A 26402-nucleotide genomic window follows, 5' to 3' on the forward strand; every position below is an offset into this window, starting at 1 on the left:
ATGATCACTCACGAGGTTCAGTTGACCGCCCAGATCGCCGCCGTCCCCGGACCCGAGCACTTCACCGTCGCGCCGGCCGAGATCGAGGGGGAGGTCGTGGTCCGTACGGACTATGTGGGGCTGGCCGCCACCTATCTCGAACTCATGCGCGCCGACTGCCACCTGCCGATCCCGGCCTGGCAGCCCGGCCGGCGGGTGGGCGTCATGGCGATCGGCACCGTGCTCAGCTCGGCGAGCCCCGACCTGCGGGAGGGCGACCTGGTCCAGTCGATGAGCGGCTGGAGCACGCACTCGGCGGGACCGGCGGCCTCCTACGTCAAGCTCGACCCGGACGCCTATCCCGACCCGACCTACCACCTGGCCCAGGGCCCGACCGCCTACCACGGCGTCGCGGACGTGGCCAAGGTCGGTGAGGGCGACGTCGTCTTCGTCTCCGGCGCGGCCGGCGGTGTCGGCTCGCTGGCCGGGCAGATCGCCCGCAACCTGGGCGCCAGGAAGGTGATCGGCAGCGCGGGCAGCCAGGCCAAGGCCGACTACCTCGTGGACGAACTCGGCTTCGACGCCGCCTTCGACTACCACCGCGACCCGGTCGCCGCGCTCAAAGAGCTGGCCCCGGAGGGCATCACCGTCTTCTTCGACACCGTCGGCGGCGCGCTGTACGACGCCGCGCTCGAAGTCGCCGTGCCCGGTGCCAGGTTCGCCCTGTGCGGCTCGTTGTCCACCCAGCTCGGCGCCGCCTCCGACCGCTTCCCCGAGCCCGACCGCGACGCCGCCCTGGCCAGGGGCGTCGAGCTGCTGCCGTTCTCCTGCCATCACACCCCGGACCAGCTCGCCGCCTGGCACCGCCACTTCCGCACGGCGCTCGGCCAGGGCCGCTTCGTCCACCCGCGGACCGTCGTCGAGACCGGCATCGACGGCGTGCCCGGCGCGTTCCTGGGCCTGCTGCGCGGCGAGCACCGCGGCAACGTCTCGGTGCGGCTGGTATGACCGTCCTGTGCCGCCGGGCGCTCAACCGGGCCCTGCTCCAGCGGCAGTTCCTGCTGGAGCGGACCGACCTGACGGCCCTGGAGGTGATCGGCCGCCTGGTCGCCATGCAGGCGCAGGAGCCGAACTGGCCCTACGTCGGCCTGTGGGCCCGCATCCGCGACTTCACCCACGCCGACCTCACCGCCCTGCTCGCCCAGGGACGGGTCGTGCGGTCCGGGCTCCTGCGCAGCACGATGCACCTCGCCGCGGCCGACGACTTCCGCCGGCTGCGGCCGGTGCTGCAGCCCGTACTGAACCGCACCGCCGACTCGGCGCACTTCCGGCGCAACAACGCCGGACTCGACCCCGAAACGCTGGTGGCCGAGGGACGCGCCCTGCTGCGGACCGGGCCGCTGCCCAGGAAGGAGCTCGCCAGGCGCCTCGCGACCCGCCACCCGGGCCGCGACAGCCGCGTCCTGGCAGGGGAGATCGAGCTGCGCACCCCGCTCGTCCACGACCCGGCCACCGCGTCCTGGGGCGGGTGGGGGACCCGCTCGTCGATCACCGTCAGCGCCGCCACGGTCGAGGCCCCGCGGCCCGCCGCGCTCCGCGACCTGGTCCGCCGCTACCTGGCCGCCTTCGGGCCCGCCACCGTGGCGGACGTCCAGGCGTGGTGCGGGCTGACCCGGCTGGACGAGATCGTCTCGGGCATGGGCCCGGACCTGCGGCACTACACCGGCCCGGACGGCCGGCGCCTGGTGGACCTGCCCGACGTCCCGCTGCCCGACCCCGACACCCCCGCGCCGGTGCGGCTGCTGCCCGCCTACGACAACGCCCTCCTGGGCCACGCCGACCGCAGCCGCATCATCGCCGACGCCGACCGCAGGCACGTCGCCCCCGGACAGGCCAGGGTCCTGCCCACCGTGCTCGTCGACGGTCACGTCCGCGGCACCTGGTCCTTCACCGCCGGCGAAGTACGACTGGCGCCGTTCGGAAGCCTCTCCCGGAACGAACAGCAGGCGGTCGACGACGAGGTCAGCCGGCTGCTGCCGTTCCTGACACGCCGCTGAACACGACGACCAGTGCGTCCGGGAGAAGGCGGCATCCTTCATGCATTCGTTGATCTCGGGTCAATTGTCGGCGAGGGCAGGCTTTCGGGTGCTTCCTCCAGGGGAGAGTCGCGGCATGACGACGGATGCCCGGCCCACGGCCGACGACCTGCTGAGTTACGCCAGAAAGCTGCACGAGCTGGCCGTCCTGCTGAAGTACGACAAGGAGTTCGAGAGCAGGTTCAGCGCCGCCGTCGAGGCGGGCGACGAGCGGGAGCTCTCCGGCCTGCTGACGCCTTTGGGGTTCGAAGGGGTCTCGATCGTGGACAAGCTGGTCGAACGGAGCGAGTGCGAGCGGTGCACCTTCTGGCAGGGCAAGTGGGTCTGCCACCCGATCTGCATGTAGCGCGGTGGGCCGTCACAGGACGGTCAGGCGGCCGTACCTGGACAGGGTCGCGGCCAGGTCGCCGGATCCGCCGCGGAGTGTGGCGTCCAGGAAGGCGAGGGTGGCCGCCGCGGTGATGCGCGGCCCGTCCGTCCGGCCGAGCGAGCCGGTGAGCGCGGGCAGGGGCGGCATGAAGAGCGGGGCGTCGGTGAAGGTGAGGTGCGCCGTGCCGGGGACGGTGAGGCGGTAGCCGGTCGCCGTGCTGAGCTGGAGCACCCGCGTGAGGCGCGGGAGGTAGTCCGGCTCCTCGCCCGGTTCGACGTCGTGGGTGAGCGCGAGCACCGGCTGATGGAAGGGGCGCGCGGCGGGGTCGCGGGGGAAGCCGTCCAGGTCGATGACTGCCGCGAAGCGGGGGTCCTGGCGGGCGGCCTGCAGGGCGGCGGCGCCGCCGAGGGAGTGACCGGTCGCCGCGGCCCGGCGGACGTCGAGCCGTCCGCTCAGCAGGCCCGGGATCTCGCCGCGGTCCAGGCGGCCGAGCTGGGTGAGGACGAAGCTGAGGTCGGCGGCCCTGACCGCCGTCCATCCGGCCGCCCGTCTGTTGTCCTCCGCCTGGTCGCCGGTGGCCGCGACCCGGGTGCGGACCGTCCGGCCGTCGGCGAGGGTGACGACGGCCGAGTCGTACGGGTGGTCGAGGGCCGCCACGACGTACCCGCGGCTGGCCAGTTCCTCGGCCCAGGCGGTGTTCTGGGTGCGCACGCCGCCGAGCCCGGGTGAGAACAGCACCACGGGGAACCGGTCGCCGCCGCCGGCCACCGGCGCGTCGGGCGCCGAACGCGTGCGGGCGCGTGCCGGCTCGTCCAGGACGAAGGCGGGCAGGCCCAGGTAGCCGGCCTCGCCACGGGCGACGACCTGCGCTTCGCGTGCCGTGCGGCCGAGGTACCGCGCCCGCTGGGCGGCCGGGGGGACGTCCCGCGCGGGATACCAGAGCTGGACGACGACCGTCCGCCGGTCATCGGCCCGGGACGTGGCGGCCTCCGCGCGATCGGGGTCGGTCCACTGGACGACGGTGGTGCCGACGGCGTGGGCGCCCGACGGCTCGGGGAACACGGGCAGGGGCAGCGCCCACGCCGCCGCCGCGCCCGCGACGATCAGGGCCAGGCAGGCCGCCGACCCCGGCAGCGCCACCCACCATCGAGCCCGCCGTCCGGCCCGCCACCCCAGCAGGGAGGGCGCGGCGAACGCCAGCGCGATGCCCCCGCCTGCGAGGACGGGGAGGAGTGGCCAGCGGATCCCGAGCACGGCCGCCACGATCGCGGACACCACGAGGCCCGCCGCGCCGGCCAGAGTCGACGGCCGGCGCGCTCCGGGCGGCAGCCAGCGGGCCAGCACCAGCACGACGGCGGATGCCAGGGCCGGGAGCTCCACGAGGGACAGGCCGAACACGGTCACAGTCATGTGATCACGGTGGCGCACCGACCTCGGCCGGACATCGGGCCCGAGGCCGAGAGCTGCCTGCGACCCCGGTATGACCTCCGCGACCTGCCTGCGACCGGAGTCGCAAGGTGCCGCCGCCGACCGCGTCTCGAACCGGCTCACCGACCGGTTCACTGGCCGAGGAACGCCGCCCGGTTCTCCTCGGCCCAGGAGGCGAACGTCCGCGCGGGCGTGCCGGTCAGCTCCTCCACGACGGACGTGAGCTCGATCGGGCGGCCGTCGCAGCTCTGCCAGTAGTCCAGCAGGGCCTCGGCGAGGGCCGCGTCCATGTACTGCGCCATTTCGGCCGTCCACTCCTGCCTGGTGACGGGCGTGATCGCGATGTCCCGCCCGGTGACGCGGGAGAGGATCTCGACCTGCTCGGAGAAGGTGAGCGACTGCGGCCCGGTCAGTGTGTACGCTCTGCCGCCGAGGGCGGGGTCGGCCAGCACGGCGGCCGCCACCGCCGCGATGTCCGCTTCGTGGATGGCGTCCACGTGCGCGTGCGGGTAGGGCAGGCTGATCGGCGTCCCCGACTTGATCGCCCATGACCACGCCATCGCGTTGCCGCAGAAGGTGCCGGGCCGCAGCACGGTGCTCGGCACGGACGAGGCGGCCAGGGCGCGTTCCGGTGCGAGATGCGCGGCGGCCAGAGGGCTGCTGTCCGGATCGGGCATGAGCACGGCGGCCGAGGACAGCAGCACGACCTGCTCGACCCCGGCCGCCTCGGCCGCCGCGGCGAACTCCTGCGCGTGCGACGGGTCGGCGTACAGGAACACCGAGGTCACGCCTTCGAGCGCAGGGCCGAAGGTGGACGGGTCGCCCAGGTCGCACCTGACGACGGACGGGTCGGCGGGGGCCTTGGAGGCCGGCTGTACGGGCAGGCCCCGCTCGCGCAGGAGGCCGATGAGGGCGGTCGCGACGGCGCCGCGAGCGCCCGTGACAAGAGTGGTCATGTCGGTGCAGATCCCTTCGCAGGCTCTTCGCGACGTGAGCGCGACGCCTGTCGATAGAATGAAAGCGCGACACAGAAGTTGCGCCACGCAAATATTGCGTGACGACATTATGAGGAGTACGGAGCCGCACGTGTCAAATCGAGCCGAGATGCTCAAGCGCATCAGCGACGAGAGTCAGCGCCACTACGCGGCCTACACTCTGTTCAACCAGGCCATGGCCGACCGGCTCGGCCTCCACCCCACCGACCTGCAGTGCGTGGCCCTGCTCGATCTGGAGCAGGGGCCGATCAGCACCGGCGAGATCGCCCGCCTGGCCGGGCTCACCCCGGGATCGGCCACCCGGCTGGTCGACCGCCTGGACAAGGCCGGTCTGGTCGTCCGGCATGCCGATCCGGCCGACCGCAGGCGCGCCCTGGTCGCCCTGACCCCGGAGGCCCGCGCCCGGATCGGCGCGGCTTGGGACGTTCCAGGCAAGGCGTTCGTCGAGATGCTCGACCACTACGACGACGACGCGCTCGCCCTGATCGCCGACTATCTGGAGCGGGCCGCCTCGGTCGGCCGCGCACAGGCGCAGCGCCTCACGACGTCCGCCTAGAGCGTGCGTTGAGCCCGCCGGACCAGCGGCGATATCCACATCGCCATCGCCCGGCCTGCCATACCGGTATTGGACGCCACAAGATCTGTTCTGATCTGCTGGACCGGCATCGACGTCCCGCCGGGCCGCTCGGATCAGGATCCGTGCCCGGGAAAGAGCAGGTGGCCGACCATGTCCCTCGGGCAGTCCGTACCGTCCCGCCGTGCGCTGCTGGCCGCCGCGGCTCTCCTGCCGCTGGCCGGCCGCCCGGCCTCGGCCGTCACCGCCCCCAGTCGTGCTCGGCGCTACTACGACCGCGCCGCCGCGCTGGCGGGCGACGATCCGGTGCTGCGGGCCCTGGTCAAGGCGCTCGCGCCCGGCCTCACGATGCCGGAGCCGAAGCCGCTCGGGCCGTTGCGCGTCTTCGACGACGTGGCGGTGCTGGGCACCACCTTCGTGCAGGCCACAGCGCTGTTCACGTCCGGCGGCATCGTCCTCCTCGACGCGATGGGATCCCCGGACGACGCCGAGAAGATCATCGTCCCGGGGCTGCGCGCCGTGGGCGCGGACCCCGCACAGATCAAGTACGTGGTGGTCGCCCACGGCCACGCCGATCACTTCGGCGGCGCCCGGTTCCTCGCCGACCGCTACGGCGCCCGCGTCATGATGAGCCGGAAGGACTGGGACCTCATCGCCGCCGAACGTCCGGCGAACGCGCCCGAACGTGACCTGGAGATCGCCGACGGCCGGAAGCTCACCGTCGGCGGCACCACCATCGCCTTCCACCACACGCCGGGGCACACGCCCGGCACCGTATCGTCGATCTTCCCCGTCCACTGGAAGGGACGGCGGCACACCGCGATGTTCTGGGGCGGCACCAACCCGCCCGTCGCGACCGCCGACAAGCGCACCACCCTGGCCTCGGTGCTCGCCTTCGCCGCCACGATGCGGCGCGCGGGGGTGGAGGTCGAGCTGACCAACCACGGCGGCGTCGACGACGGCCTGACCCGCATCGAGCGGCTGCGTGCCGGAACGACGGGCGCGGCCAACCCGTTCGTCATCGGCCGGGCCAGGACGCAGCGCTTCATGAAGGTCATGGAGGTCATGATGCGCGGCCGCATCGCCCAGGACGAGGAGACGTCCGCCGCCCGCGCCCGACCGGCACCCGCCTGCTGCTGACCGGCGCCCGCCCGCACGGATCCCGGGCCGGCGGCTCGCGGGCATCTCGCTAGCGGGACGTCCCGTCGCGTCCGCTCCTGCGGGCGAGGCTTTCCAGCTGCCCTTCGTGCACGCTGCTCACCCACTCCCAGCCCGGCTGGGCCGACGGGCCGATCCGCGGATCGGCGGAGACGTGGCCGCTGCGCAACCCGAGCACGTACGCCCGGTCCTGCTCGATCCGCGCCTTCACCTGGCCCGGCCCGCCGACGGAACCGTGACCGGGGACGACGACGTCCACGCCGTCCGCCACCTCCTCCAGCAGCCGCAGGGCGGTGAGGTAGTCCTCGATCGGGTCGGCGGCGTCCAGGTCGAGCATCGGGACCAGGACGTCGGACAGCATGTCGCCGGCGACGAGCACCCCGCGTTCCTCGATCAGCAACGCCGCGTGGCCCGGGGCATGTGCCCGGTGCTCGATGATCCGGATCTCGGGGCCGTCCCAGGGGATCCGCGTGGTCCCGTCGGGCAGGCCGGTGATGAGGCCGAGCAGGTCCAGCGGCACCTGGCCGGCGATCTCCGTCTCCAGCAGGTGGTCGGCGACGCGGGCCTTCGCGTCCTCGTCCGGCAGTTGCTCGCGGACGGTGGCCGCGCAGCGCGCCGTGCCGTAACGGGGCGCCTCGCCGAGGTCGGCGTGCCAGAGCAGGTGATCCCAGTCCGGATGGGTGGAAAATCCCGCCACCACGGGCTGATTTGACTCGCCGAGGTCGTGCGCGAGGCAGCCGATCTCGGCGCCGGTCACCCCGGGGTCGATGAGCAGCACACCGGCCCGTCCCCGCACCGCAACGGCGTTGCTCTGCACGAACCCGCTCTCGTGGACCCACACGCCCTCCGCGACCTGCCTCAGCACGAGCCCGCCTCCTTCACGTCCCGGACGGCGTAGCGATGCATCGTGACGCCCTGTTGGAACGTCCGCTGCTCCAGCAGGTCGAGATCGATCGGCAGGTCGTAGTCGTCGAACAGCGGCCTGCCGAAGCCGAGGATCGCGGGGTGGGTGAAGAGCAGCAACTCGTCCAGCAGCCCTGCCCGGAGCAGCTGCGTCGCGAGCGTCGCGCCGCCCACGCCGATGCTGCCGCCGGTCGCGGCGCGCAGGGCGGCGAGCTGCTCGATCGCGTCGTCGCCGCCGATGATCCGGGTGTTGTGCGCGGCGCTGCGGCGGGTGCGGGAGACGAGCACCTTGGGCTTGGCGGTCCACATCTCGCCGTACTCACGCATGTAGTCCGGCAGCGACGCGTCCTCGCCCGCCCGTGGCCAGTACTCCTCCATGACCTCGTAGTGGACCCGGCCGTGGACCATGAGCGCGAGCGCCCGCATCTGCGCGTTGGCCTCGCGGTGCAGTTCCTCGTCGACACGCAGCCATTCGCCGGCGCCGGCGTCCCCCGGAACCTGTTCGATCCGCAGGTCGAGGGACACCTGCATCGAGTAGACGAAGCGACCCATCGGCTTCTCCTCGTGAAAAAGTGCTTGCAATTTGCAACTACTATAGGGGGAGCGAGAACCCCGTCAAGGAGGAGAGGAATCGTGGAACCACGGTCCGGATGCCCGATCAACGCCGCCGTCGAGGTGCTCGGAGATCGCTGGACGCTGATCGTGCTGCGCGACGTCATCTTCGGCGACCGCCGCCATTTCCGGGCGCTGCTCACCGGGTCGATCGAGGGCATCGCCTCGAACATCCTCGCCGACCGCCTCGTGCGGCTCGTCGAGGCGGGGATCCTCACCCGCGGCACCGCCGCGCGGGGGCAGCGCGCCCGCTACAGCCTCACCGAAGCCGGCATCCGGACCCTTCCGGTCATCTACGCCCTCGGCAACTGGGGTCTCGACTGGCGTCCGGGCAGCGACGAGCTCCGGAGCCGGCAGCAGGCCATGCGTGACGAGGGCCCGGCGTTCATCGAGGAGCTCATGGACGAGCTGCGCGTCCGCCACCTCGGCGCCCCGCCGAAACCGCACGACGGCCCAGGCCCCTTCGAACGCCTCGCCGCCGCCACCCCGCAAGATCACCTGTGACGGCCCCCGGCAGCCACGTTCTCCGGCGGAGGACAAGATCAGCCGTTCGGTCGAGAGGTTGGGGACCCGTGGCCGATGCCGGCACCGTGCCGGAACCGCAGGATCAGCCCCATGGCACCCGCCATCCCCCGCCCGCCGCGGAGAAGGCCCGTCCTCGTGGCCGCCGTGGCGGGGCTGCTCGCCCTCACGGCCTCCCTCGCCGGGACGCCCGCCGCCGCCGCGCCCGGTACGCCGTCTCTCCCGGAGCCGACCGGCCCGCACGGGGTCGGCACGACGTCCCTGCACCTGGCCGACGCCTCCCGTCCCGATCCGTGGGTCCCCGCGGCCAGGACGAGGGAGCTCATGGTCTCCCTGTGGTACCCGACGGCGGCGCAGGCCGGACGGCGGGCACCGTACGTCACCCCCAAGGAGTCGGAGCTGCTGCTCAAGGGATCAAGGAACTGGAGAACTTCCCGCCGGACGGGCTGAGCCGCACCCGTACGAACGCCCTCCAAGACGCCGAGCCCGCAGGACGGCGGCGCGGCCTGCCGCTCGTGGTGCTGTCGCCCGGCTTCACCTGGCCGCGCAGTTCCCTCACGGGTCTGGCCGAGGACCTGGCGAGCAGGGGGTACGTGGTGGCCGGCATGGCCGTTCATGCTGATGGGCGCCCCCTCGCGCGACGGCACCTGGAAACGCGACCGGGCACGCCTGACCGGGCGGAAACGCTGGCTGGTGGTGAAGGGGGCACTGCACCCGTCGTTCACCGACTACGACATGCCGCTCCAGCAACTCGGCGTCGACCTCGGCAGCGGCCTGAAGGGAACCCGCTCGGTGGACCTCACCCGCGGGTACGTCGCCGCCTTCCTCGACCTGCACCTGCGCGGCCGCCCGCAACCCCTGCTGGACAAGCCCTCCAAGCGCTACCCCGGGGTCCTGTTCTGCGGGCAGGGCCGCGTCCCGGTGCGGTCATACTGCGATTCGTGACTCTCGAAGAGGTACGCGTCCACCACCGCACCGGGCAGTGGTGCTCCGGCGTCCGAACCGGCGACAACATCGTGGCCTACGACGTCGAGATCCTGCCCCCGTGGCGGGTTCCCGGCCGTCCCACGACCGATCGCTGCTTCGTGATCGCCGACGAAGGGGTGCAGATCCGCAGGCCGGTCACCTTCGTGGGCGCGCTCGAAGGCGGCTGGTACATCGACCTGGTCGAGGTGGAGGAGGCGAGCCCGAAGCGGCTGACGGTCCGCGACCTCTACGTGGACATCCTGGTCCCTCCGGCCGCCCGGCGCTACGACGTCCTGGACCTCGACGAGCTCGCCGACGCGCTGCAGGACGGCGTGATCGACGCCGCCACCGCGGTCAGGGTGCTGCGCGACACCCAGCGCTTCATCGACAGGCACCTGCGCGACCTGGACCAGGATCCGCCGACGTTCCCGCCCGCGGCCGTGCTCGACCTGGCCGGCCTGCCGCCCTTCGACGCCGGGCAGGGCTGACCCGACGCCGCCCTCGGAAAGATCGTGCTGAACGCGGACAAAGCCCCCGCCGGGAGGGCGGTGCAGCCATGGTCTAGCGTGATCGTCATGAAGGCGGCTGCTCGGTATTTGTGCTGGTTGGCGTGGGCGCAGAAGGGCCGGGTCGCCTTGGGCGCGACGCTGGGCACCCTGTGGACGGTGGGCCTGACGCTGCCGCCGTACCTGCTGTCCAGGGCGATCGACGACGACCTGGCGCCCGGCTGGGTGCTGGCGCTGCTCGGCGCCGGCCTCGTCAACGCCTGGCTGGCGATGATGCGGCACCGTACGATGACCAAGATCCGGATGGACGCCAACTTCCGCACGGTGCGCGCCCTGGTGCAGCAGATCAACACGCTCGGCGCGGACCTGAACCGGCGCACCTCGGCAGGCGAGGTCGTGACGATCGGCATCGGCGACGTCATCACGATCGCCGCCGCGCTGACGGTGACCGGCCCCGGGGTGGGCGCGGTGATCAGCTACGGGGTGGTGGCGGCGCTGCTGCTCCAGGTCTCGGTCGTGCTGGCCGTGGTGGTGCTGCTCGGCGTGCCGGTGCTGGGGGTCGTGCTCGGGCCGCTGCTCGGGCGGTTGATGAAGGTGCAGAACGGCTACCGCGAGAGCCAGGGCCGGCTGACCGCCCGGCTGGTGGACCTGATCGAGGGGCTGCGGGTGCTCAACGCGTTCGGCGGCAAGGACGCCTACGCCGAGCGGCACCTCGCCGACTCGGCGCGCCTGCGCGAGCAGGGATACCGCGTGGCGTCGTTGACGAGCTGGATCGGCGCGCTGGGCGTCGGGCTGCCGGCGCTGTTCCTGGCCGCGGTGACCTGGCTGGGCGCCAGGCTGGCCGCGGAGGGCACGATCACGGTGGGCGAGCTGGTCGGCGTGTACGGGTACATCGCCATGCTGGTGGTCCCGGTGTCCTTCTTCATCGAGGGCAGCTTCCAGATCAGCCACGGCCTGGTCTCCGCCCGCCAGGTCACCCGCTTCCTCGCGCTGCGGCCCGGCGACCGGCCCCGCTCCACCGAACCGGAGATCACCCCGGGCAGCTTCGTGGCGCTGGTCAGCGCCCGTCCCGAGGAGAGCACGGCGCTGCTGGAGAGCCTCGGCGGGTTCGACGGCACGTCGTTGATCGCCGACCACGACGCCGCGCTGTTCACCGGCACGCTGCGCGAGGTCCTGCAGGGCCGGGGCGAGGCGGACGACGAGACCATCCGCCGCGCGGTCGCCGTCGCCGCCGCCCAGGACGTGGTCGCCGGGCTGCGCCACGGCCTGGACTCCGTGATCGAGCCGGGCGGCCGCAACCTGTCGGGCGGCCAGCGTCAGCGGGTGCGCCTGGCCAGGGCGCTGGTGGCCGATCCCGAGGTGCTGCTCGCGGCGGACCCCACCTCCGCGCTGGACGCGCACACCGAATCGCTGCTCGCCCAGCGCCTTCGCACGGCGCGCGCCGGCCGCACGACGGTCGTCGCCACCACCTCGCCGCTGCTGCTCGCCCAGGCCGACGAAGTCCTGCTGATCGAGGACGGCCGGGTGACCGCGACCGGCACCCACCGCGACCTGCTGGAATCCAGCGACGAGTACCGGACGGTGGTGTCGTGACCCGCGACCTTCCCGTCGCCGACCGCAGGCGCGTACGGCAGGCGGCCCTGCGCCTGATCCGCCGCGACCTGCCCGGGTTCACCGCCACCCTGGTCCTCAACGGCCTGGCGGCGGCCGCGGCCCTGGTCAGCCCGTGGCTGCTGGGCCGCATCATCGACACCATCTCCACCGGCGGGACGATCGACCTCCTCGCCGCGGCCGCCGTGGGCGGGGCGCTGCTCCAGCTCGTCCTGTCCCGATACGCCGAGCGGACCGGCACCCGCTTCAGCGAGCGCGTCCAGGAGCACATCCGCAAGGAGTTCCTCGACCGGGTGCTCGCCCTGCCCGCCGCCACCGTCGAGCACATCCGCACCGGAGACCTGACCGCCCGCGGCACCACGGACGTCGGCGTGGTCGGGCGCACGCTGCGCGACGCCGCCCCGGCCGTGCTGATCTCCACCCTGCAGGCGATCTTCCTCGTCGCGGCCGTCTTCCTGGTCGACCCGCTGCTGGGAGCCTGCGGACTCGTCGCGCTCGCCGGCGTCGCGGCCGCCTCCCGGTGGTACCTGCGCCGCGCCCGCGACGCCTACCTGGAGGAGGGGGCCGCCCGCTCGGAACTGGCCGAACACCTGGCCGCCAACTCCTCCGGCGCCCGTACGATCGAAGCCCTCGGCCTGCAGGACCGGCGCACCCGCGCCGCCGAGCGGGTGATCGAGCGCAGCCGGGCGGCCCAGCTGCGAACCCTGTTCCTGCGCGGTGTCCTGTGGCCGTCGGTGGAGGTCTCCGCCCTCCTCCCGCCGGTGCTGGTCCTGCTGCTCGGCGGCATTCTGCTGGACGGCGGCCAGGTCACCCTCGGCGCCGTCGTCTCGTGCGTGCTCTACCTGCGCCAGCTCCAGCAGCCCGTCGAGACCGTCCTCATGTGGATGGAACAGCTGCAGAGCAGCGGCGCCGCCTTCGCCCGGATCGAAGGTCTCCGGCTCCCGGCGGCGCGGGCCGACGCCGCGGCCCCCGAACCCCGGGACGACCACATCGTGGCGGCCGGCGTGCACTTCGCCTACGAGTCCACCGGCGACGTCGTCACCGGCGTGGACCTGGCGGTGCGGCCCGGCGAGCGCCTGGCCGTCGTCGGCCCTTCGGGAGCCGGCAAGTCCACGCTCGGCAAGTTGCTGGCCGGCATCGACCGGCCCCGGCTCGGCACGGTCACCGTCGGCTCGGTCCCGGTCGCCGACCTGTCTCCCGCCCAGCTCCGCAAGCACGTCGTGCTGGTCACCCAGGAGCAGCACCTGTTCCTGGGCACCGTCCGCGACAACCTCCGCCTGGCCGACCCCGCGGCCGACGACAACCGGATGGAGAAGGCCCTCGCGGCGGTCGGCGCCGACTGGGTGGCCTCGCTGGACGACGAGCTCGGCCCGCATTCGGCCGGCGCCGAGCTCGGGCCCGACCGGGTGCAGCAGCTCGCCCTGGCCCGGGTCGTCCTGGCCGACCCGCACACCGTCATCCTCGACGAGGCCACCGCCATGCTCGACCCGCGTACGGCCCGGCGCGCCGAACGGTCGCTGGCGGCGGTGCTGGACGGCCGCACGGTGATCGCGATCGCGCACCGGCTGCACACGGCACGGGACGCCGATCGGGTGGTGGTGATGGAGGGCGGCCGCGTCGTGGAGGTCGGCGCGCATGACGAGCTGGTCGCGGCCGGCGGGGTCTACCGGGCGTTGTGGAACTCCTGGCACGGCTCGCGCTCCTAGCGGGTGGCCGGCCGGACGTGCCGGGTCCTCCGGGTGGAGGACCGGTCCGGCTGGTCGCGCGATGGTCGACCATCTGGCGCAGACCCGTCCGTGGCTGGAGGTGCTGCACATGGACGCCGCCGACCTGGGGTCACGCATCGGCGCGGGCGAGGTGGACGCCGTGGTGAGCGCGCTGCCGTGGACGCTCATCCCGGAACGGGCCCAGGAGCGCATCCTCGACGCCGTCTCCCGCGTCCTGGCGCCCGGCGGCAGCTTCACCACGATCGCCTACCTGACCGGCACGCGGTCCGGTGCGCGCAGGCGGTTCCGCGGACGGCTGGAGGCCGCCTTCGACGAGGTGCTGACCACCAGAACCGTCTGGCGCAACCTGCCGCCCGCGTGCACGTACGTCTGCCGGCGCCCGACCGTGGCCGCGGCGGCCGGGCAGGAGTGACACCCCGGGCGGCCGTCACGCGTGGCTGGCCACGCGGCCCTCGCCGGCGCTCAGCTCGGGCCAGAACTCCCGGTACCGGCCGGAGTGGAAGACCAGCGGCTCGCCCGCGGCCCACTGGTGACGCTCCACCGCCCCGACGAGGATGTGGTGGTCGCCGCCGTCGTGGACGCGCTCGGTGCGGCAGACGAAGCTGGCCAGCGTCCCGGCGAGTATCGGCAGCGGCGTGCCGAGCAGCTCCACCCCGGCGAACTTGTCGGCCGCGGGCGTGGCGAAGCGCCTGGACAGGTGGCCCTGGTCGGCGGCCAGGACGTTGACGGCGAACCGCCCGGCCCGCAGGAAGAGCGGCGCGCTGGGCGCCCGGTCCGACAGGCACCACAGCAGCAGCGCCGGATCGAGCGAGACCGAGGTGAGGGAGTTGACGGTCACGCCGGCTCGCTCCCCGTCGGCGGTCACCGTCGTGATCACCGCCACCCCGGTCGCGAACTGCCCGAAGGCGTCCCGGAGCGATCTCATGCCGTCACCCTGCCGAGATAGGTCTCGGCGCGGCCCGCGTCCATGAACCACTCGGCGTAGTCGGCCGGGTCGTCGAAGCCGTTGACGAACCGGGAGGCGATCTCCGGGCGCTGACCGGCGGCGCCCAGCAGCGCCAGGTGGTGGGGCTCGGCCGGCGCGAGCAGGGCGTTGGTCCAGTTCGTGACGTGCTGGGCCTGCGTCCAGAACAGGTCGAAGGTCTGCCGCATCCAGCCGGCGTCGAACGGCCGGTCGCCGCGTTCCACGATGGCCCGCAGGTAGGTGGCGGCGCACTTGGCGGCGTTGTTGCTGCCCTGCCCGGTGATCGGGTCGTTGAGCACCACGACGTCGGCGACGCCGAGCACCGGCGCGCCGGAGGGCAGCACCGCCACCGGACGCCGGACGGTGGGGGCGAAGCGGCCGGTCAGCACCGCGTTGGCGTCGGTGAGCTCGATCCCGGCGCAGCGCTCGGCCTCCCACGGGAAGAACGTCTCCAGGATCCGGCGGCTGCGGGCCAGGTGCTCGGCGGGCCCGCGGACGTCGCCCCAGCAGTCCATGGGGCCGCCCGGCACGCCCTCGAACACCATGATCTCGCAGGGGCCGGTGTGCGTGAGCGCGGGGAAGACGAAGTACTCGCCCACGCCGGGCAGCAGGTTGAAGCAGACCGCCGAGTGACCGGGACGGGGGGCGAGGCCGTTGACGTAGGTGACGGCCAGCGCGCGCTGCGGGGTGGCGTAGGGGGAGCGGGCGGGATCCCGTTCGAAGAGCGAGGCGATCTGGCCCTTGCCCGCGGCCACCAGGACCAGGTCGTACCGGGCCGCGTAGCTCTCCAGGTCGTCGGGGGTGGCGTCGTGCAGGACGAGCTTGCCGCCGAGCCGCTCGAACTCGCCCAGCCAGGCCGGCATCTTCAGCCGCTGGTCGACCGAGCGGGCGGGGACGTCCAGCCGCGCCGCCCAGTCGAGGGCCTTGCCGCCCTCCGGGCCCGGGACCGTGAGCGCGATGCCCTCGATGGGCGGGCAGACGTCGGCCCACCAGTCGAGGCCGAGCTCGCGCTCGTGGGCCTGCGCGGTGCCGAACATGGCCTGGCCGGACATCACCCGGCCGTCGCGGATGGACTCGGGGGTGCGGTTGGAGACCACGGTCACGTCGTAGCTGTGCTGGAGCAGGCCGATGGCCAGGTGGAGACCGGCCTGGCCGGCGCCGACGATGAGGATGTCGCGCATGGTGGTGTCCTTCTGGTGTGGTGTGGAGGATCTGATCGGCGCCTGACAAGAACGGTACGGGCGGCGCGGACGCCCGTGCCATCCGCTGAGCGCGGATCTCATCCGCCTGACGCGGGACCTCTGCGCAACGTCTCCGACGGCGGCTGCCCGTACCTCTCGCGGTACTGGGCGGCGAATCGTCCCTGGTGCAGGAATCCCCAGCGGGCGGCCACCGTGGTCACCGTGGCCCTGGCGGGGTCGGCCGTCCTGAGCTCGTCGTGCACGCGCGTCAGCCGTACCTGCCTGAGGTGGGCCATCGGGGACAGCCCGAGATGCGCGCGGAACCCCTCCTGGAGGGAGCGGCTGCTGACCGCGACGGCGCCCGCGATGTCCGTGGTGCTCAGGGGCAGGTGGGCGTGGCCTTCGATGAACTCCATCGCCCGGCGCACCACCTTCGGCAGCGCGGGCGGCCTGGGGGCGGTCAGCCGGTCCAGGTAGTTGGAGGGCTGCATGGTCAGCAGCAGGGTGATCAGGGCGTTCTCCAGGTGGGCGACGGCCAGCGGGTGGCCGGCCAGCCCGTCGTCCCGCTCGGCCTCCCTGACCAGCAGGTCGGCCATGTCGCGCCAGGAGCGGGTCCAGCCCGTCGTCAGGTCCATGCCGAGGTCGAAGACGACCGGGCCGTCGAGCGGCTCGCCGAGCATCTGCTCCAGCGCGCGTTCGATCGTCGTGCGCTCGAACTTGACCAGCAACTGCGGGCAGCCGGCGGCCCAGCGCATGTCGAGGTGGCGGGTCGGCGAGGGCAGCGAGGCCAGGGACGGGGAGGTGACGATCTCCTCGTCCCCGGCACGGATCAGGCTGCGCCCGGCGAGCGGGATCATGACCAGGAAGAACGTGTCGAGGTCGCCCGGCTCGATGTGCACGTCGGCGCCGTAGTCGAGATAGCTCACGCGGACCGAGCCGAGCTGCACGGAGTTGAACCGGGCCGACAGCAGGTCCGCGTCCCCGGCCAGGTCCAGCCGGTGCGGGCAGAACACCTTGGCGACCTCGCCGCGGACCTCGTCGAGGTCGGAGCTGGCGAAGACGGCACGGTTGCTGAGGAGCACACCAGATGATCGGGCGGCCCGCGGTCGGCGTTCCAGGTAAAAGTACGTACAACAATGCGGTGGGCGGTGTCGGATCGCGGCGGTGGCGTTCGTAGCAGAGGTGAGGCCGCCCGCAGGGGGCGGCGCCACAGGCGGAGGAAGCGCGACCATGAAGCTGACGACCATGAAGCTGACGACCATGACCCAGGTGACCCTCGACGGAGTGATGCAGGGCGACGGCGGCGCGTCGCAGGAGGACCGCGCGAACGGGTTCGAGCGCGGCGGATGGGCCCGGGGCAGGGGCGTGACGATCCAGGTCTACCGGCCGGCCGGGCGCCCGCAGTACGCCACGGCCTGACCGCTGCCCGCCGCCTCGACCTCACAGGAGATGATCTTCACATGCGATACCTGATCTCAGTGATCGACGACAGGACCAACTCGGCCACCCAGGAGGAGCACGCGGCGATCGACGTGTTCAACGAGCGCCTGCAGACCCAGGGCCACTGGGTCTTCGCCGGCGGCCTGGCCGCGCCCGCCACGGCCACCGTCATCGACAACCGTGGCGCGGAGGCGATGGTCACCGACGGGCCCTTTCTGGAGTCCAAGGAGTACCTCGCCGGGTTCTGGATCATCGAGGCCCCCGACCTCGACGTGGCGCTCCGGCTCGCCGCCGACGGGTCGAGGCACTGCAACCGCAGGGTCGAGGTGCGACCGTTCCTGTGACCGACGCCCGCCAGGCGGTCGCCCGGGCCCACCGCGAGGAGTGGGCCCGGGTGGTCGCCGCCCTGACCAGGCGCTTCGGTGACCTCGACCTCGCCGAGGAGGCGGCCGCCGAGGCGTTCGCGACCGCCGTCGAGCGATGGCCGGCCGACGGCGTGCCGCCCAACCCGGGCGCCTGGCTGACCACCACCGCCAACCGCAAGGCCATCGACCGGATCCGGCGCGAGAGCAAGCGCGACGACAAGCACAGGAAGGCTCAGATGTCCTGCGACGACCCGCCCGAGCCTGCCGGCGCCATCGACGACGACCGGCTCCGGCTGATCTTCACCTGCTGCCATCCGGCGCTGGCGATGGAGGCCCGCGTGGCGCTGACCCTGCGCCTGGTCGCCGGCCTGACCATGCCCGAGATCGCCCGCGCCTTCCTGGCCCAGGAGAGCGCCGTGGGGCAGCGGATCACCCGCGCGAAGGCCAAGATCAAGGCGGCGCGCATCCCCTATCGGGTGCCGTCCGCCGAAGATCTCCCGGCGCGCGTCTCCGGCGTGCTCGCCGTGCTGTTCCTGGTCTTCAACGAGGGCTACCTGGCCACCGGCCCCGGCACCGACCCCGTACGGCACGAGCTGACCGCCGAGGCGATCCGGCTCACCCGCCTGATCCGGGCCCTGCTGCCGGACGACGGCGAGGTGACCGGGCTGCTGGCGCTGATGCTGCTCACCGAGGCCCGCCGCCCCGCCCGGGTGTCGGCCGGCGGCGAGCTGGTCGCGCTCGACGAGCAGGACCGCGGCGCCTGGGACGCGGCAATGATCGCCGAGGGGCACCGGCTGGTGCGCGAGCGCCTGGCCGCGGCCGCCGCCGGGGTGGCGCCGGGCCGCTACCAGATCCTCGCGGCGATCAACGCCGTGCACACCTCCGCCCGCGACATGCGCGACACCGACTGGTCGCAGGTGCTCGCCCTGTACGACCAGCTCGTGCGCCTGGACCCCTCGCCGATCGTCGCGCTCAACCGGGCCGTCGCGCTCGCCGAGCTCGACGGGCCCGCGGTGGCGCTGGCGGCCGTCGACCGGCTCGGCGACCGGCTGGCCGGATACCACGCCTACCACGCCACCCGCGCCGACCTGCTGCGCCGCCTTGACCGCGGTCAGGAGGCGCGCGCCGCCTACGACAGGGCCATCGAGCTGGCCGGCAACACCGCCGAGACCGCCTCGCTGGCCCGCCGCCGCGACCGGCTGCGGCCGGAGTGATCAGGCCGCCTTGCCGCGGGCGATGTAGAGCTTCATGTCGGTGAAGTCGAGCGTGACGTTGTAGGGCTTGAAGAAGCAGTGGGCGAAATGGGCGATCCCGTCGATGCCCGTCCCGTAGGGCCAGGGCACGTTGACCGGCATGTTCGGGTCCGCCTCGCAGTAGACCCGCTGCGCGACGGCGTCGCCGAGGCGGATCTCCTCCGGATAGCAGGGGTGGGTGACGGTCGGGTGGCTGTGGGCGAACGTCTCGATCGGGCGGTCGAGGTCGATCCGGACCCCCAGGCGCCTGGCCACCTCTCCCGGCATGCCCGCGGCGATCTCGCCGACCCCGCCGAGGTTCACGCCCACCACCCGCGGGCCGGACCCCGCGACGCTGCCCACGCTGTGCACGTCGTGGTCGCGGGCCAGCCACATCGGCAGCGGCTCGGCGCCCGCCCGCGCGGCGGCGGCGCGCGCCTTCCTGGCCGTCTCGGGGGTGCGGCGGCGCAGGACGAGGTGCCGGCCCGCGTAGTCGAACGTCGTCAGCAGGTGGTAGAAGACCCACGTGCCGATCAGGCCGTCGCTGTCGGCGCCGACGTCCGCGCCCGACTCCGTCGACGACCAGCCGACGGGGACGTTGCGCAGCTCGATGCCGTCCAGCCTGAAGGAGTCCAGCACCCCGTAGTGCACCCAGATGGGCGTGCCCTCGAAGTCGGTCCTCTGGCTGACGACGGCCTTCAGCCCGGCCTCCTTGGCCGCCGACGCGGTCAGGCTCAGGTTCGGGGCGCCGGTGTAGAACGTGAAGCGCTTGGCCGGTCCGCCGTTGACCGAGGCCTCCACCAGCGGCCGCGGGTCCATCTGCAGGAACCGCACCCGGCCGACGTCACCCTTGATCTGGTAGGCGTCCCCGCTGATCGCCGCGAACCACTGGGCGTAGTCCTCCGCGCCGGCCGCCTTCCAGCACGGCACGGAGAGGGCGAACTTGTCCTGCCGGATGTAGCAGTCGCCCAGGAGCTCGTTGGCCTCCTTGTCGCCGGGCGCCAGGCGGACGGCCGCCTTCAGGTATTTCTCGGCCTCGGGGAAGCGGTTGGACAGCAGCCCGACATGACCGCGCCGGCGGGCGGCGTGCAGGTTGCCGGGGTCCTTCTTCAGGATCTCCTCGTACGCGCGGCCGGCCTGCTCGAACTTCCCGGCCCTGAACAGCGCGTCGGCGTCGCCGCCATCGGCCAGCGCCGTGGCGGCCCCGTCCAGCAGCGGCGCCGCCGCGGCGGCGCCGGCCAGCACGGCGGCCCCCCGGAGCAGCGAACGCCGGTCCCATCTCCCGTCATCGGCCGAAGCCTTCTCCGTTTCCATGCCTCCCAGTGAAGGGGGACGGCCGTTGCCGCGAGGTATGCGTTTTTCGATACGCCCGCGATAACCGAGATCCCGGCGGCCCACTCCTTGACGCTTGGCGTCCAGTACTTCGGAGGTGGGCATGAGCGAGGAGCTCCCGTCCTGGGGGGACTGGCGTCCCAGCTGATCGGCCTGGTGGAGGCCCGCCTGCTCGATCCGCTGGAGATCCTGCTGGAGTCGCGCTCGGACCTGTCGCGGGTGCGCGGCAGGGTGGTCGAGCGGGCGGGCGCGGCGGCGTGACGACCGCCTCGGTGCAGCGACGCATCACTTCGTCGTCCGCGCGGGGAGAGCCGCCCGCCCGTCCCACGAGAAGAGGTCACAGGTGAGACAGGAACATGAGCCCGCCGCCGCTGCCGCCGGGAGGCTGCGGCCGGTCCCGGACCTGAGCGTCAGCAGGATCGGCTACGGCGCCATGCAGCTCCCCGCCCCGGCGATCTGGGGCCCGCCCGCGGACGAGGACGCCGCGCTCGCCGTGCTGCGCCGGGCGGTCGAGCTGGGCGTCGACCACATCGACACCGGCGCGGCCGCGCTGGTCCGGCCCCGGGAGCAGGGCCTGATCCGCCACCTGGAGCTGAGCGGTGTGACCGTGGAGCAGGTGGACAGGGCCCGGCGGAAACGGTCGCCCAGCTGGCGGAGAACATCGGCGCGGGGCGCGTCCGGCTCACCGGCGACGACCTCGCCCCACTGGACGGGTTCGCCTCCTGACCGGGGCGGAACCGCCCGCTGCCGCCGGTCAGACCACCAGGCCGCCGGATGCGCGCAGGTTCTGGCCGGTGACCCATCGGGCGTCGGGCCCGGCCAGGAAGGCGACGACGTCGGCGATGTCATCCGGACGTCCCAGCCGTCGCAGCGGCGTCATGGCCACGGTGTGCTCGACGGCCTGCTCCAGGTGCTCACCGGCGGCGGCGCGCATCATGTCCGTGTCGGTGGCGCCGGGGGTGACCGTGTTGACCGTGATGCCCCTGGGGCCGAACTCGCGGGCCGCGACCGCGGTGATCGACTCCAGCGCCGCCTTGCTGGCGAAGTAGAGGGCCAGGCCCGGCACCGCGCCGCTGGAGGAGATGTTGACGATCCGTCCGCCCTCGCCGAGCCTTTCGGCGGCGGCCTGCATGACGAAGAACGGGCCCTTGGCGTTGACCGCCATCACCTCGTCGAAGTCGCTCTCGACGGCGTCGCGGATGTCTCCCATCGGATTGATCGCCGCGTTGTTGACCACCACGTCCAGACCGCCCAGGCACCGGTCGACCTCACCGAAGAGGTGCTTGAGGTCCTCCAGCCGCCCCTGGTCCGCCCGTACGGCGATGGCCCGCCCGCCGAAGGCCGTCACCTCGGCCACCACCGACTCGGCCGCCGCCCGGTCGCGGTTGTAGGTGAACAGCACCGCCGCGCCCTCGCGGGCCAGCCGCGTCACGATCGCCCGCCCGATTCCCCGCGATCCGCCGGTCACCAGGGCGTTCTTGTTCTCCAGCATCCCCATGTCGGTTCCTTGCCGTCGGCGGCTCCCCTGATGGGAGCCGGTCACAGCGGAGTCGGAGCAGCGGCGCCGGTTTCGACGTCCGTACCGGAAAAATCATGACCTGTCCGGCCGTACGGCCCCCAGCCGGGCTGAGGGCCGTACGACGCGGGCGCGAAGCGGGGGATCAGACGCCGAACGCCTCCGCGTAGCGGATGACGCCGGTCGGGACCGGCCGCTCGGGGTCCAGGGCCAGCGCCATCATGTACTGGTCCTCGACCTCGAACGACGGCCGGATGCCGAACCCGGAGGCCGGGGTGAAGCCGAAGCGCGGGTAGTACTCGGCGTGACCGAGCACGACCACCAGGTTCTCGCCCTGCTCGCGGGCCGCGTGCAGGGCGGCGCGGATGGCGGCGGCGCCCGCCCCGTGTCGCTGGTGTGCGGGCCGGACGGCGCACGGGCCCAGCGCGACGGCGGGGGAGTCGCCGACGTGGCAGCGGGTGAGCAGCGCGTACCCGGCCGGCTCGCCGCCGGGCGTCTCGGCCAGCCAGGCCAGGCCGGGCAGCCACGCCTGCGGGTCGGCCCGCAGCGCCTCGACGAGGTCGGCCTCGTACGGGCCGGGGAAGGCCGAGAGGTTGATCTCGCGGACGGCGGCGGCGTCGGCGGCGTTCTCGGGACGGGTGATCCAGGAAGAAGTCATGATCGGGTTCGTCTCCTTGTCCTTCTGCGGATGCGGGACCTGGCCGGTGTTCGTGGCGGACGGAATGGACGGACGGGGGAGGCGGCCGGTCATGGCTGCCGGTCCCGGAACCTGTAGGTGGCGCGCAGGTGGCTGGTGATGGCCTTCTTGTGGTTGACCCGCTCGTCGCGCAGCCGGGCGTCGGTCCGCGAGGCCGCCCAGGCGTTCTCCCGCTGCAACTTGCGGTAGCTGCGCAGGCGGCGTCCGGACAGCTCACCCGACCCGATGGCGGCCTGGACCGCGCATCCCGGCTCGGTGTCGTGGGCGCAGTCGGCGAAACGGCAGGACGCGGCGAGCTCTTCGATCTCGGCGAAGACCTGCTCCAGGCCGTCGGCGGCGTCGTGCAGGCTGATCCCGCGCAGACCGGGCGTGTCGATGAGGACCCCGCCGCCCGGCAGGGGGAGCAGCTCGCGGCGGACCGTGGTGTGGCGGCCCTTGCCGTCCTGCGCGCGCACCGTGCCGGTGGCCAGCAGCTCCGCGCCGAGCAGCGCGTTGCCGAGGCTGGACTTGCCCGCCCCCGAGGGGCCGAGCAGCACAGTGGTGCCGCGCGTCAATGCGGCGAGCACGTCGATGTCACGACCGGTGGCGACGCTGGTGACGAGGACGTCCACGCCGGGCGCCAGGGCCTCGGCCTCGGCGCGGACGGCCCCGGCGTCGTGCGCCAGGTCCGCCTTGGTCAGGACGATCACCGGCTGCGCCCCGCTCTCCCAGGCCAGGGCGAGCAGCCGCTCCAGCTTGGCCGCGTCCAGGGACGTGGCCAGGGACAGGGCGATGAGCACCGTGTCGATGTTGGCGGCGAGCACCTGTCCGTGGGAGGACCTGGACGCCGACGAACGCACGATCGCGCTGTGCCGCGGCAGCAGCGCCACCAGATGCGGCTCGGCACCCGGGCGCAGCGCGGCCCAGTCGCCGGTGCACGGCGTCAGGAGCGGGTCGGGCGGGTGCGGCGCGGCGAACGTGGCCCGCACCGGGCCCTCGGCGGTGACCGCCGTGCACAGGCCGCGGTCGACCCGGGAGATCCGGGCCGGGACGAGGCCCGCTTCGTAGTGTTCGGTGAAGGTTCGGTCGAGTGCGCCGGTCCACCCGTACCGGGACAGGCCGGATGGATCGGTGTAGGTGTGTGACAACGTGAGACCCTTGCGAAGAAGGGGCCCCGACGAGACGTGGGCGTCACCCCGCCTGGCTCAAGGCAGGGAGCGGAAGTGGGTCAGACCGGGGCCCGGGACGTGAGGTTGGTCCGGGCGCTGCGCGCGGCAGCGGTCTTCACCGCGGTCACCAAGCCTCACCTCCCTTCCACACAGATCCAGTACCGAACTTCACGGGCAGCCTAGCACCTCGGCCGGTGCTCGCAGGGATCGGCCTCAGCGCCGGTGACTATCGTTGCGGGAACCGGCACCCTCGCCGTTACCGTCGGCGCAGCGGTCGGCGACGTCATCGCCGATCCCTGTCGAACGGAGCATCCGTGATGAACGTCGATGTGATCGTCGTCGGAGCCGGGCCGACCGGGCTCATGCTCGCCGCAGAGCTGGGCCTCGCAGGGGTGGCGGCCGTGGTCGTCGAACGGCTTCCCCGGCGCAGCGGGCAGTCCAAGGCGCTCGGCATCCAGCCCCGCTCCGCGGAGGCGCTGGAGTTACGCGGTCTCCTCGAACCCCTCATGGACCGGGCGATCCAGCGGGTGCCCGGCGGGCATTTCGCCGGGCTGCGACTGGACTACACCGCCTGGGACACCCGGCATCCGTACTCGATCGGCATCCCCCAAGGGCGCGTCGAGGCGCTGCTGGAGGAGCGGCTCGGCGAGCTGGGCGTCCGGGTCCTGCGCGGGCACGAGGTGACCGCGCTGTCGCAGGACGCCGACGGCGTCGAGGCGACCCTGCGCGGGCCAGAGGGCGGCGGGTCGCGGCTGACCGCGCGTTACCTGGTGGGCTGCGACGGCGGCCGCAGCACCGTCCGCGAGCTGCTGGGCGTCGGCTTTCCCGGCCTGGACGGCAAGCTGCTCTCGGTGGTCGCCGACATCACGATCTCCGACCCGGACGGCGCCGTGCCGGAGACCTGGACCCTGCCCGTCATGACGCCCGACAAGACCGGCAAGGGCTACATCGCGCCCATCGGCGATGGCGTGCACCGGTTCCTGTTCTACGGAGCCGAGCAGCAGGCGCTGTCCCGCGACACCCCGATCACCGAGGAGGAGGTGCAGCGGGCGCTGCGCAACGAGTTCGGCCCGGGGGTCCGGCTGACGGGCGTCCGGTGGGCGTCCCGGTTCACCGATGCCTCGCGCCAGGTCGAGCGGTACCGCCACGGCCGGGTCCTGCTCGCCGGGGACGCCGCGCACATCCACTCGCCCATGGGCGGGCAGGGGCTCAACCTCGGGCTGCAGGACGCGTTCAACCTGGGATGGAAGCTGGCGGCCGAGATCGGCGGGTGGGCGCACGAGGGGCTGCTCGACAGCTACCACGCCGAACGGCATCCGGTCGCCGCCCGCGTGCTGGCCAACACCCGGGCGCAGGCGGTGCTGATCGTGCCCGAGGAGGAGAACCTGGCCCTGCGCGACATCGTCGAGCAGCTCGTGCGGGTGCCCGAGGCCAACCGGATCGTCGCCGGCATGATCTCAGGGCTGGACGTCCGCTACGACCTGCCCGGCCGCCGCCACCACCTGCTGGGACGCCGCGTCCCCGACCTCGACCTGGTGACCGCGTCCGGGCCCGGCCGGGTGGCCCGGCTGCTGCGCGACGGTCGCGGCCTGCTGCTGACGACCGCCGACGAGGCGGCGTGCGCCCGGGCCGCCGGGCCGTGGTCGGCCAGGATCGGCCGGGTGCACGCCAAGGCGGAGCTCGGGGCGGACGCCGTCCTGGTGCGGCCCGACGGCTACGTCTGCTGGGCCGGTTCCGTCGCCGACGTCTCCGGTCTCACCGACGCCCTGACGCGGTGGGCGGGCGCTCCCGCCGCCGGCGGACGTCCCTGAACGAGCCACGCGCGAGCGCGATGCTCACCGGCACGACGGCCAGCGCCAGAACGCCTCCGCCGACGGCGAGGAGCGGGTAACCGGCGACCTCGACGACGAGGCCCGAGGCCATGCCGCCGACGGCGCCGGCGACCGCGATGGAGACGTCGACCCAGCCCTGCGTCCTGGCGCGGGTGGCCGGCGGGACGGCGTCGGTGATGATCGCGGTGCCGGCGACGAGACCGAGGTTCCAGCCCAGCCCCAGCAGCGCGAGCGCCACCGCGTACGCGGCGACGGAGTCGTCGGGGGCGACGGCGGCGAGCGTCCCGGCGGCCGGCAGGACCAGCCCGGCGGCGGCGGCGACCGCCAGGGGGCCGTGACGGTCGACGAGCCGGCCGGTCAGCGGCGAGGGCAGGTACATCGCGCCGATGTGGATCGCGATGACCAGGCCGGACGCGGCGGCGCCGGAGCCGCTGTCGTGCATGTGGACGGGCGTCATGGTCATGATCGCGACCATGACGACCTGGGTGAGCACCATGACCAGCGCACCGGCCGGCACGCCGGGGCGGCGCCCCGCGGCGTCCGGACGCGGCCGACCGGCGGCGTCGTCCGGCGCTGCTGCGGGATCGGCTTCGAGCGCGCGCGCCAGCAGCAGCGGATCGGGACGCAGCCACCCGGCCAGGACCAGGGCGGCCAGCGCGTAGGCGACCCCGGCGAGCAGGAACGGCCCGGCCAGGTACGGGATGCCGAGGACGGCCGCGAGGCCGCCGGTGGGCGCGGCGAGGTTGGGCCCCGCCACGCCGCCCAGGGTGGTGGCGACCAGCACGGTGGACACCGCGCCCGCCCGGCGTGCGGGGGCGGCCAGGTCGGCTCCGGCGTAGCGGGCCTGGAGGTTCGTGGCGGTGCCGGCGCCGTACAGGAAGAGCGAGAGGAACAGCAGGACGGGGTGGCCGGCGACGGCGGCGACGATGACGCCGCCGCTGCCGGCGGCGCCGGCGAGATACCCCAGGGCCAGGCCGGGGCGGCGGCCGCGGGCCTGCGAGAGGCGCCCGACGGCGACGGCCGCCACGGCGGAGCCGGCGGTGCCCACGGCACTGGGCAGGCCGGCCAGGCCGGTGGAGCCGAGCATGTCCTGGGCGAGCAGGGCGCCGACGGTCACGCCGGCCGCCAGCCCGACGCCGCTGAGGACCTGGGCGATGACCAGGACGATCAGGGAGCGGCGCTGCGCCTGGACGCGCGGGAGGTCATCCGCCCGGACGGGCGCGTTGGTCGTCACGAGAGAGCTCTTTC

Annotated in this window: 28 protein-coding genes; 16 read left to right on the plus strand and 12 right to left on the minus strand. The window is 73.4% G+C overall.

Annotated elements, in window-relative coordinates; all coding sequences use genetic code 11:
* The 3 genes from ACIBQ8_RS05270 (at position 1) to ACIBQ8_RS05280 (ending at position 2421) form a co-directional block, all read left to right on the plus strand.
* Entirely contained in the window at positions 1 to 987 is a 987-nt protein-coding gene (locus tag ACIBQ8_RS05270) for a zinc-binding dehydrogenase (protein ID WP_397191195.1), read from the plus strand.
* A complete protein-coding gene (locus ACIBQ8_RS05275; RefSeq protein WP_397191196.1) occupies positions 984 to 2036 on the plus strand; it encodes a winged helix DNA-binding domain-containing protein in 1053 nt (350 codons plus the stop codon). Before ACIBQ8_RS05270 ends, ACIBQ8_RS05275 begins: the two co-directional genes overlap by 4 nt.
* Before the next feature lie 115 nt (positions 2037 to 2151).
* Positions 2152 to 2421, plus strand: a complete 270-nt coding sequence (locus tag ACIBQ8_RS05280; RefSeq protein WP_397191197.1) for a hypothetical protein — start codon at positions 2152 to 2154, stop codon at positions 2419 to 2421.
* A gap of 12 nt (positions 2422 to 2433) precedes the next feature.
* On the opposite strand, the gene ACIBQ8_RS05285 is transcribed toward ACIBQ8_RS05280, so the two are convergent.
* Positions 2434 to 3855 (minus strand): alpha/beta hydrolase family protein, encoded by a 1422-nt coding sequence (locus tag ACIBQ8_RS05285; RefSeq protein ID WP_397191198.1) that lies wholly within the window; start codon positions 3853 to 3855, stop codon positions 2434 to 2436.
* 149 nt (positions 3856 to 4004) lie between these two features.
* A complete protein-coding gene (locus ACIBQ8_RS05290) occupies positions 4005 to 4829 on the minus strand; it encodes an NAD(P)H-binding protein (protein ID WP_397191199.1) in 825 nt (274 codons plus the stop codon).
* A gap of 130 nt (positions 4830 to 4959) precedes the next feature.
* Here ACIBQ8_RS05290 and ACIBQ8_RS05295 point away from each other — a divergent pair, with 130 nt between their 5' ends.
* Together ACIBQ8_RS05295 and ACIBQ8_RS05300 are read left to right on the plus strand one after the other, a co-directional pair.
* Positions 4960 to 5424, plus strand: a complete 465-nt coding sequence (locus ACIBQ8_RS05295; RefSeq protein WP_397191200.1) for a MarR family winged helix-turn-helix transcriptional regulator — start codon at positions 4960 to 4962, stop codon at positions 5422 to 5424.
* 171 nt (positions 5425 to 5595) lie between these two features.
* Positions 5596 to 6582, plus strand: coding sequence for an MBL fold metallo-hydrolase (locus tag ACIBQ8_RS05300; RefSeq protein ID WP_397191201.1), 987 nt, complete (start codon positions 5596 to 5598; stop codon positions 6580 to 6582).
* Positions 6583 to 6631: 49 nt separating this feature from the next.
* Here ACIBQ8_RS05300 and ACIBQ8_RS05305 read toward each other — a convergent pair whose 3' ends face one another.
* Entirely contained in the window at positions 6632 to 7465 is an 834-nt protein-coding gene (locus tag ACIBQ8_RS05305; RefSeq protein WP_397177602.1) for an MBL fold metallo-hydrolase, read from the minus strand.
* Positions 7459 to 8055, minus strand: coding sequence for a dihydrofolate reductase family protein (locus ACIBQ8_RS05310; RefSeq protein WP_397191202.1), 597 nt, complete (start codon positions 8053 to 8055; stop codon positions 7459 to 7461). The genes ACIBQ8_RS05305 and ACIBQ8_RS05310 overlap by 7 nt, the downstream gene beginning before the upstream one ends.
* Before the next feature lie 81 nt (positions 8056 to 8136).
* Here ACIBQ8_RS05310 and ACIBQ8_RS05315 point away from each other — a divergent pair, with 81 nt between their 5' ends.
* The 7 genes from ACIBQ8_RS05315 (at position 8137) to ACIBQ8_RS05345 (ending at position 13859) form a co-directional block, all read left to right on the plus strand.
* Positions 8137 to 8619: a winged helix-turn-helix transcriptional regulator gene (locus ACIBQ8_RS05315; protein WP_397177606.1), complete on the plus strand. Its 483-nt coding sequence runs from the start codon at positions 8137 to 8139 to the stop codon at positions 8617 to 8619.
* A 111-nt stretch (positions 8620 to 8730) separates the two neighbouring features.
* Positions 8731 to 9087 carry a hypothetical protein gene (locus tag ACIBQ8_RS05320; RefSeq protein ID WP_397177608.1) on the plus strand — a complete coding sequence of 119 codons (357 nt, stop codon included), beginning with the start codon at positions 8731 to 8733 and terminating at the stop codon, positions 9085 to 9087.
* A 165-nt stretch (positions 9088 to 9252) separates the two neighbouring features.
* The gene (locus tag ACIBQ8_RS05325; RefSeq protein WP_397191203.1) at positions 9253 to 9582 is read left to right on the plus strand and encodes a hypothetical protein; all 330 of its coding nucleotides are present in this window, start codon (positions 9253 to 9255) and stop codon (positions 9580 to 9582) included.
* Positions 9579 to 10091: a DUF402 domain-containing protein gene (locus ACIBQ8_RS05330; RefSeq protein WP_397177611.1), complete on the plus strand. Its 513-nt coding sequence runs from the start codon at positions 9579 to 9581 to the stop codon at positions 10089 to 10091. The genes ACIBQ8_RS05325 and ACIBQ8_RS05330 overlap by 4 nt, the downstream gene beginning before the upstream one ends.
* A gap of 87 nt (positions 10092 to 10178) precedes the next feature.
* Positions 10179 to 11702, plus strand: coding sequence for an ABC transporter transmembrane domain-containing protein (locus ACIBQ8_RS05335; RefSeq protein ID WP_397177613.1), 1524 nt, complete (start codon positions 10179 to 10181; stop codon positions 11700 to 11702).
* Positions 11699 to 13426, plus strand: coding sequence for an ABC transporter ATP-binding protein (locus ACIBQ8_RS05340; protein WP_397191204.1), 1728 nt, complete (start codon positions 11699 to 11701; stop codon positions 13424 to 13426). The genes ACIBQ8_RS05335 and ACIBQ8_RS05340 overlap by 4 nt, the downstream gene beginning before the upstream one ends.
* Before the next feature lie 61 nt (positions 13427 to 13487).
* Positions 13488 to 13859 (plus strand): class I SAM-dependent methyltransferase, encoded by a 372-nt coding sequence (locus ACIBQ8_RS05345; protein ID WP_397177617.1) that lies wholly within the window; start codon positions 13488 to 13490, stop codon positions 13857 to 13859.
* A gap of 15 nt (positions 13860 to 13874) precedes the next feature.
* Here the strand turns inward: ACIBQ8_RS05345 and ACIBQ8_RS05350 are convergent, their stop codons facing one another.
* The 3 genes from ACIBQ8_RS05350 to ACIBQ8_RS05360 all read right to left on the minus strand — a co-directional run bounded on the left by ACIBQ8_RS05350 (position 13875) and on the right by ACIBQ8_RS05360 (position 16674).
* Positions 13875 to 14372, minus strand: coding sequence for a flavin reductase family protein (locus ACIBQ8_RS05350; protein WP_397191205.1), 498 nt, complete (start codon positions 14370 to 14372; stop codon positions 13875 to 13877).
* Positions 14369 to 15592 carry a styrene monooxygenase/indole monooxygenase family protein gene (locus ACIBQ8_RS05355; RefSeq protein ID WP_397191206.1) on the minus strand — a complete coding sequence of 408 codons (1224 nt, stop codon included), beginning with the start codon at positions 15590 to 15592 and terminating at the stop codon, positions 14369 to 14371. Before ACIBQ8_RS05355 ends, ACIBQ8_RS05350 begins: the two co-directional genes overlap by 4 nt.
* A gap of 98 nt (positions 15593 to 15690) precedes the next feature.
* The gene (locus tag ACIBQ8_RS05360) at positions 15691 to 16674 is read right to left on the minus strand and encodes an AraC family transcriptional regulator (RefSeq protein WP_397177622.1); all 984 of its coding nucleotides are present in this window, start codon (positions 16672 to 16674) and stop codon (positions 15691 to 15693) included.
* Between the two features lie 148 nt (positions 16675 to 16822).
* On the opposite strand from ACIBQ8_RS05360, the gene ACIBQ8_RS05365 reads away from it, so the two are divergent.
* The 3 genes from ACIBQ8_RS05365 to ACIBQ8_RS05375 are packed head-to-tail and all read left to right on the plus strand — an operon-like array spanning position 16823 to position 18611.
* The gene (locus tag ACIBQ8_RS05365; RefSeq protein WP_397191207.1) at positions 16823 to 17011 is read left to right on the plus strand and encodes a hypothetical protein; all 189 of its coding nucleotides are present in this window, start codon (positions 16823 to 16825) and stop codon (positions 17009 to 17011) included.
* 41 nt (positions 17012 to 17052) lie between these two features.
* The gene (locus ACIBQ8_RS05370) at positions 17053 to 17376 is read left to right on the plus strand and encodes a YciI family protein (RefSeq protein WP_397177623.1); all 324 of its coding nucleotides are present in this window, start codon (positions 17053 to 17055) and stop codon (positions 17374 to 17376) included.
* Positions 17373 to 18611 carry an RNA polymerase sigma factor gene (locus tag ACIBQ8_RS05375; protein ID WP_397191208.1) on the plus strand — a complete coding sequence of 413 codons (1239 nt, stop codon included), beginning with the start codon at positions 17373 to 17375 and terminating at the stop codon, positions 18609 to 18611. The genes ACIBQ8_RS05370 and ACIBQ8_RS05375 overlap by 4 nt, the downstream gene beginning before the upstream one ends.
* On the opposite strand, the gene ACIBQ8_RS05380 is transcribed toward ACIBQ8_RS05375, so the two are convergent.
* The 4 genes from ACIBQ8_RS05380 to rsgA all read right to left on the minus strand — a co-directional run bounded on the left by ACIBQ8_RS05380 (position 18612) and on the right by rsgA (position 23301).
* The gene (locus tag ACIBQ8_RS05380; protein ID WP_397191209.1) at positions 18612 to 19943 is read right to left on the minus strand and encodes a tetratricopeptide repeat protein; all 1332 of its coding nucleotides are present in this window, start codon (positions 19941 to 19943) and stop codon (positions 18612 to 18614) included. It abuts the gene before it with no gap.
* A 772-nt stretch (positions 19944 to 20715) separates the two neighbouring features.
* On the minus strand, positions 20716 to 21459 hold the full coding sequence (locus ACIBQ8_RS05385; protein ID WP_397191210.1) for an SDR family oxidoreductase: 744 nt from the start codon (positions 21457 to 21459) through the stop codon (positions 20716 to 20718).
* A gap of 163 nt (positions 21460 to 21622) precedes the next feature.
* Positions 21623 to 22135 carry a GNAT family N-acetyltransferase gene (locus ACIBQ8_RS05390; protein WP_397177633.1) on the minus strand — a complete coding sequence of 171 codons (513 nt, stop codon included), beginning with the start codon at positions 22133 to 22135 and terminating at the stop codon, positions 21623 to 21625.
* 89 nt (positions 22136 to 22224) lie between these two features.
* Entirely contained in the window at positions 22225 to 23301 is a 1077-nt protein-coding gene (gene rsgA, locus ACIBQ8_RS05395) for a ribosome small subunit-dependent GTPase A (RefSeq protein ID WP_397191211.1), read from the minus strand.
* 338 nt (positions 23302 to 23639) lie between these two features.
* Between rsgA and ACIBQ8_RS05400 the strand changes: the two genes are divergently transcribed.
* Positions 23640 to 25133, plus strand: coding sequence for an FAD-dependent monooxygenase (locus ACIBQ8_RS05400; protein WP_397191212.1), 1494 nt, complete (start codon positions 23640 to 23642; stop codon positions 25131 to 25133).
* Here the strand turns inward: ACIBQ8_RS05400 and ACIBQ8_RS05405 are convergent.
* Positions 25078 to 26388, minus strand: a complete 1311-nt coding sequence (locus ACIBQ8_RS05405; protein WP_397191213.1) for an MFS transporter — start codon at positions 26386 to 26388, stop codon at positions 25078 to 25080. The genes ACIBQ8_RS05400 and ACIBQ8_RS05405 overlap by 56 nt on opposite strands.
* Positions 26389 to 26402: the final 14 nt, after the last annotated feature.

The sequence above is a fragment of the Nonomuraea sp. NPDC049646 genome (assembly GCF_044465525.1).
Taxonomy (GTDB): domain Bacteria; phylum Actinomycetota; class Actinomycetes; order Streptosporangiales; family Streptosporangiaceae; genus Nonomuraea.

Coding starts and splice junctions, on each gene's coding strand:
- ACIBQ8_RS05270 (WP_397191195.1), top strand. CDS start 1: ATGATCACTCACGAGGTTCAGTTGACCGCCCAGATCGCCGCCGTCCCC.
- ACIBQ8_RS05275 (WP_397191196.1), top strand. CDS start 984: ATGACCGTCCTGTGCCGCCGGGCGCTCAACCGGGCCCTGCTCCAGCGG.
- ACIBQ8_RS05280 (WP_397191197.1), top strand. CDS start 2,152: ATGACGACGGATGCCCGGCCCACGGCCGACGACCTGCTGAGTTACGCC.
- ACIBQ8_RS05285 (WP_397191198.1), bottom strand. CDS start 3,855: ATGACTGTGACCGTGTTCGGCCTGTCCCTCGTGGAGCTCCCGGCCCTG.
- ACIBQ8_RS05290 (WP_397191199.1), bottom strand. CDS start 4,829: ATGACCACTCTTGTCACGGGCGCTCGCGGCGCCGTCGCGACCGCCCTC.
- ACIBQ8_RS05300 (WP_397191201.1), top strand. CDS start 5,596: ATGTCCCTCGGGCAGTCCGTACCGTCCCGCCGTGCGCTGCTGGCCGCC.
- ACIBQ8_RS05310 (WP_397191202.1), bottom strand. CDS start 8,055: ATGGGTCGCTTCGTCTACTCGATGCAGGTGTCCCTCGACCTGCGGATC.
- ACIBQ8_RS05320 (WP_397177608.1), top strand. CDS start 8,731: ATGGCACCCGCCATCCCCCGCCCGCCGCGGAGAAGGCCCGTCCTCGTG.
- ACIBQ8_RS05325 (WP_397191203.1), top strand. CDS start 9,253: ATGCTGATGGGCGCCCCCTCGCGCGACGGCACCTGGAAACGCGACCGG.
- ACIBQ8_RS05335 (WP_397177613.1), top strand. CDS start 10,179: ATGAAGGCGGCTGCTCGGTATTTGTGCTGGTTGGCGTGGGCGCAGAAG.
- ACIBQ8_RS05345 (WP_397177617.1), top strand. CDS start 13,488: ATGGTCGACCATCTGGCGCAGACCCGTCCGTGGCTGGAGGTGCTGCAC.
- ACIBQ8_RS05350 (WP_397191205.1), bottom strand. CDS start 14,372: ATGAGATCGCTCCGGGACGCCTTCGGGCAGTTCGCGACCGGGGTGGCG.
- ACIBQ8_RS05355 (WP_397191206.1), bottom strand. CDS start 15,592: ATGCGCGACATCCTCATCGTCGGCGCCGGCCAGGCCGGTCTCCACCTG.
- ACIBQ8_RS05365 (WP_397191207.1), top strand. CDS start 16,823: ATGAAGCTGACGACCATGAAGCTGACGACCATGACCCAGGTGACCCTC.
- ACIBQ8_RS05370 (WP_397177623.1), top strand. CDS start 17,053: ATGCGATACCTGATCTCAGTGATCGACGACAGGACCAACTCGGCCACC.
- ACIBQ8_RS05380 (WP_397191209.1), bottom strand. CDS start 19,943: ATGGAAACGGAGAAGGCTTCGGCCGATGACGGGAGATGGGACCGGCGT.
- ACIBQ8_RS05385 (WP_397191210.1), bottom strand. CDS start 21,459: ATGGGGATGCTGGAGAACAAGAACGCCCTGGTGACCGGCGGATCGCGG.
- ACIBQ8_RS05390 (WP_397177633.1), bottom strand. CDS start 22,135: ATGACTTCTTCCTGGATCACCCGTCCCGAGAACGCCGCCGACGCCGCC.
- ACIBQ8_RS05400 (WP_397191212.1), top strand. CDS start 23,640: ATGAACGTCGATGTGATCGTCGTCGGAGCCGGGCCGACCGGGCTCATG.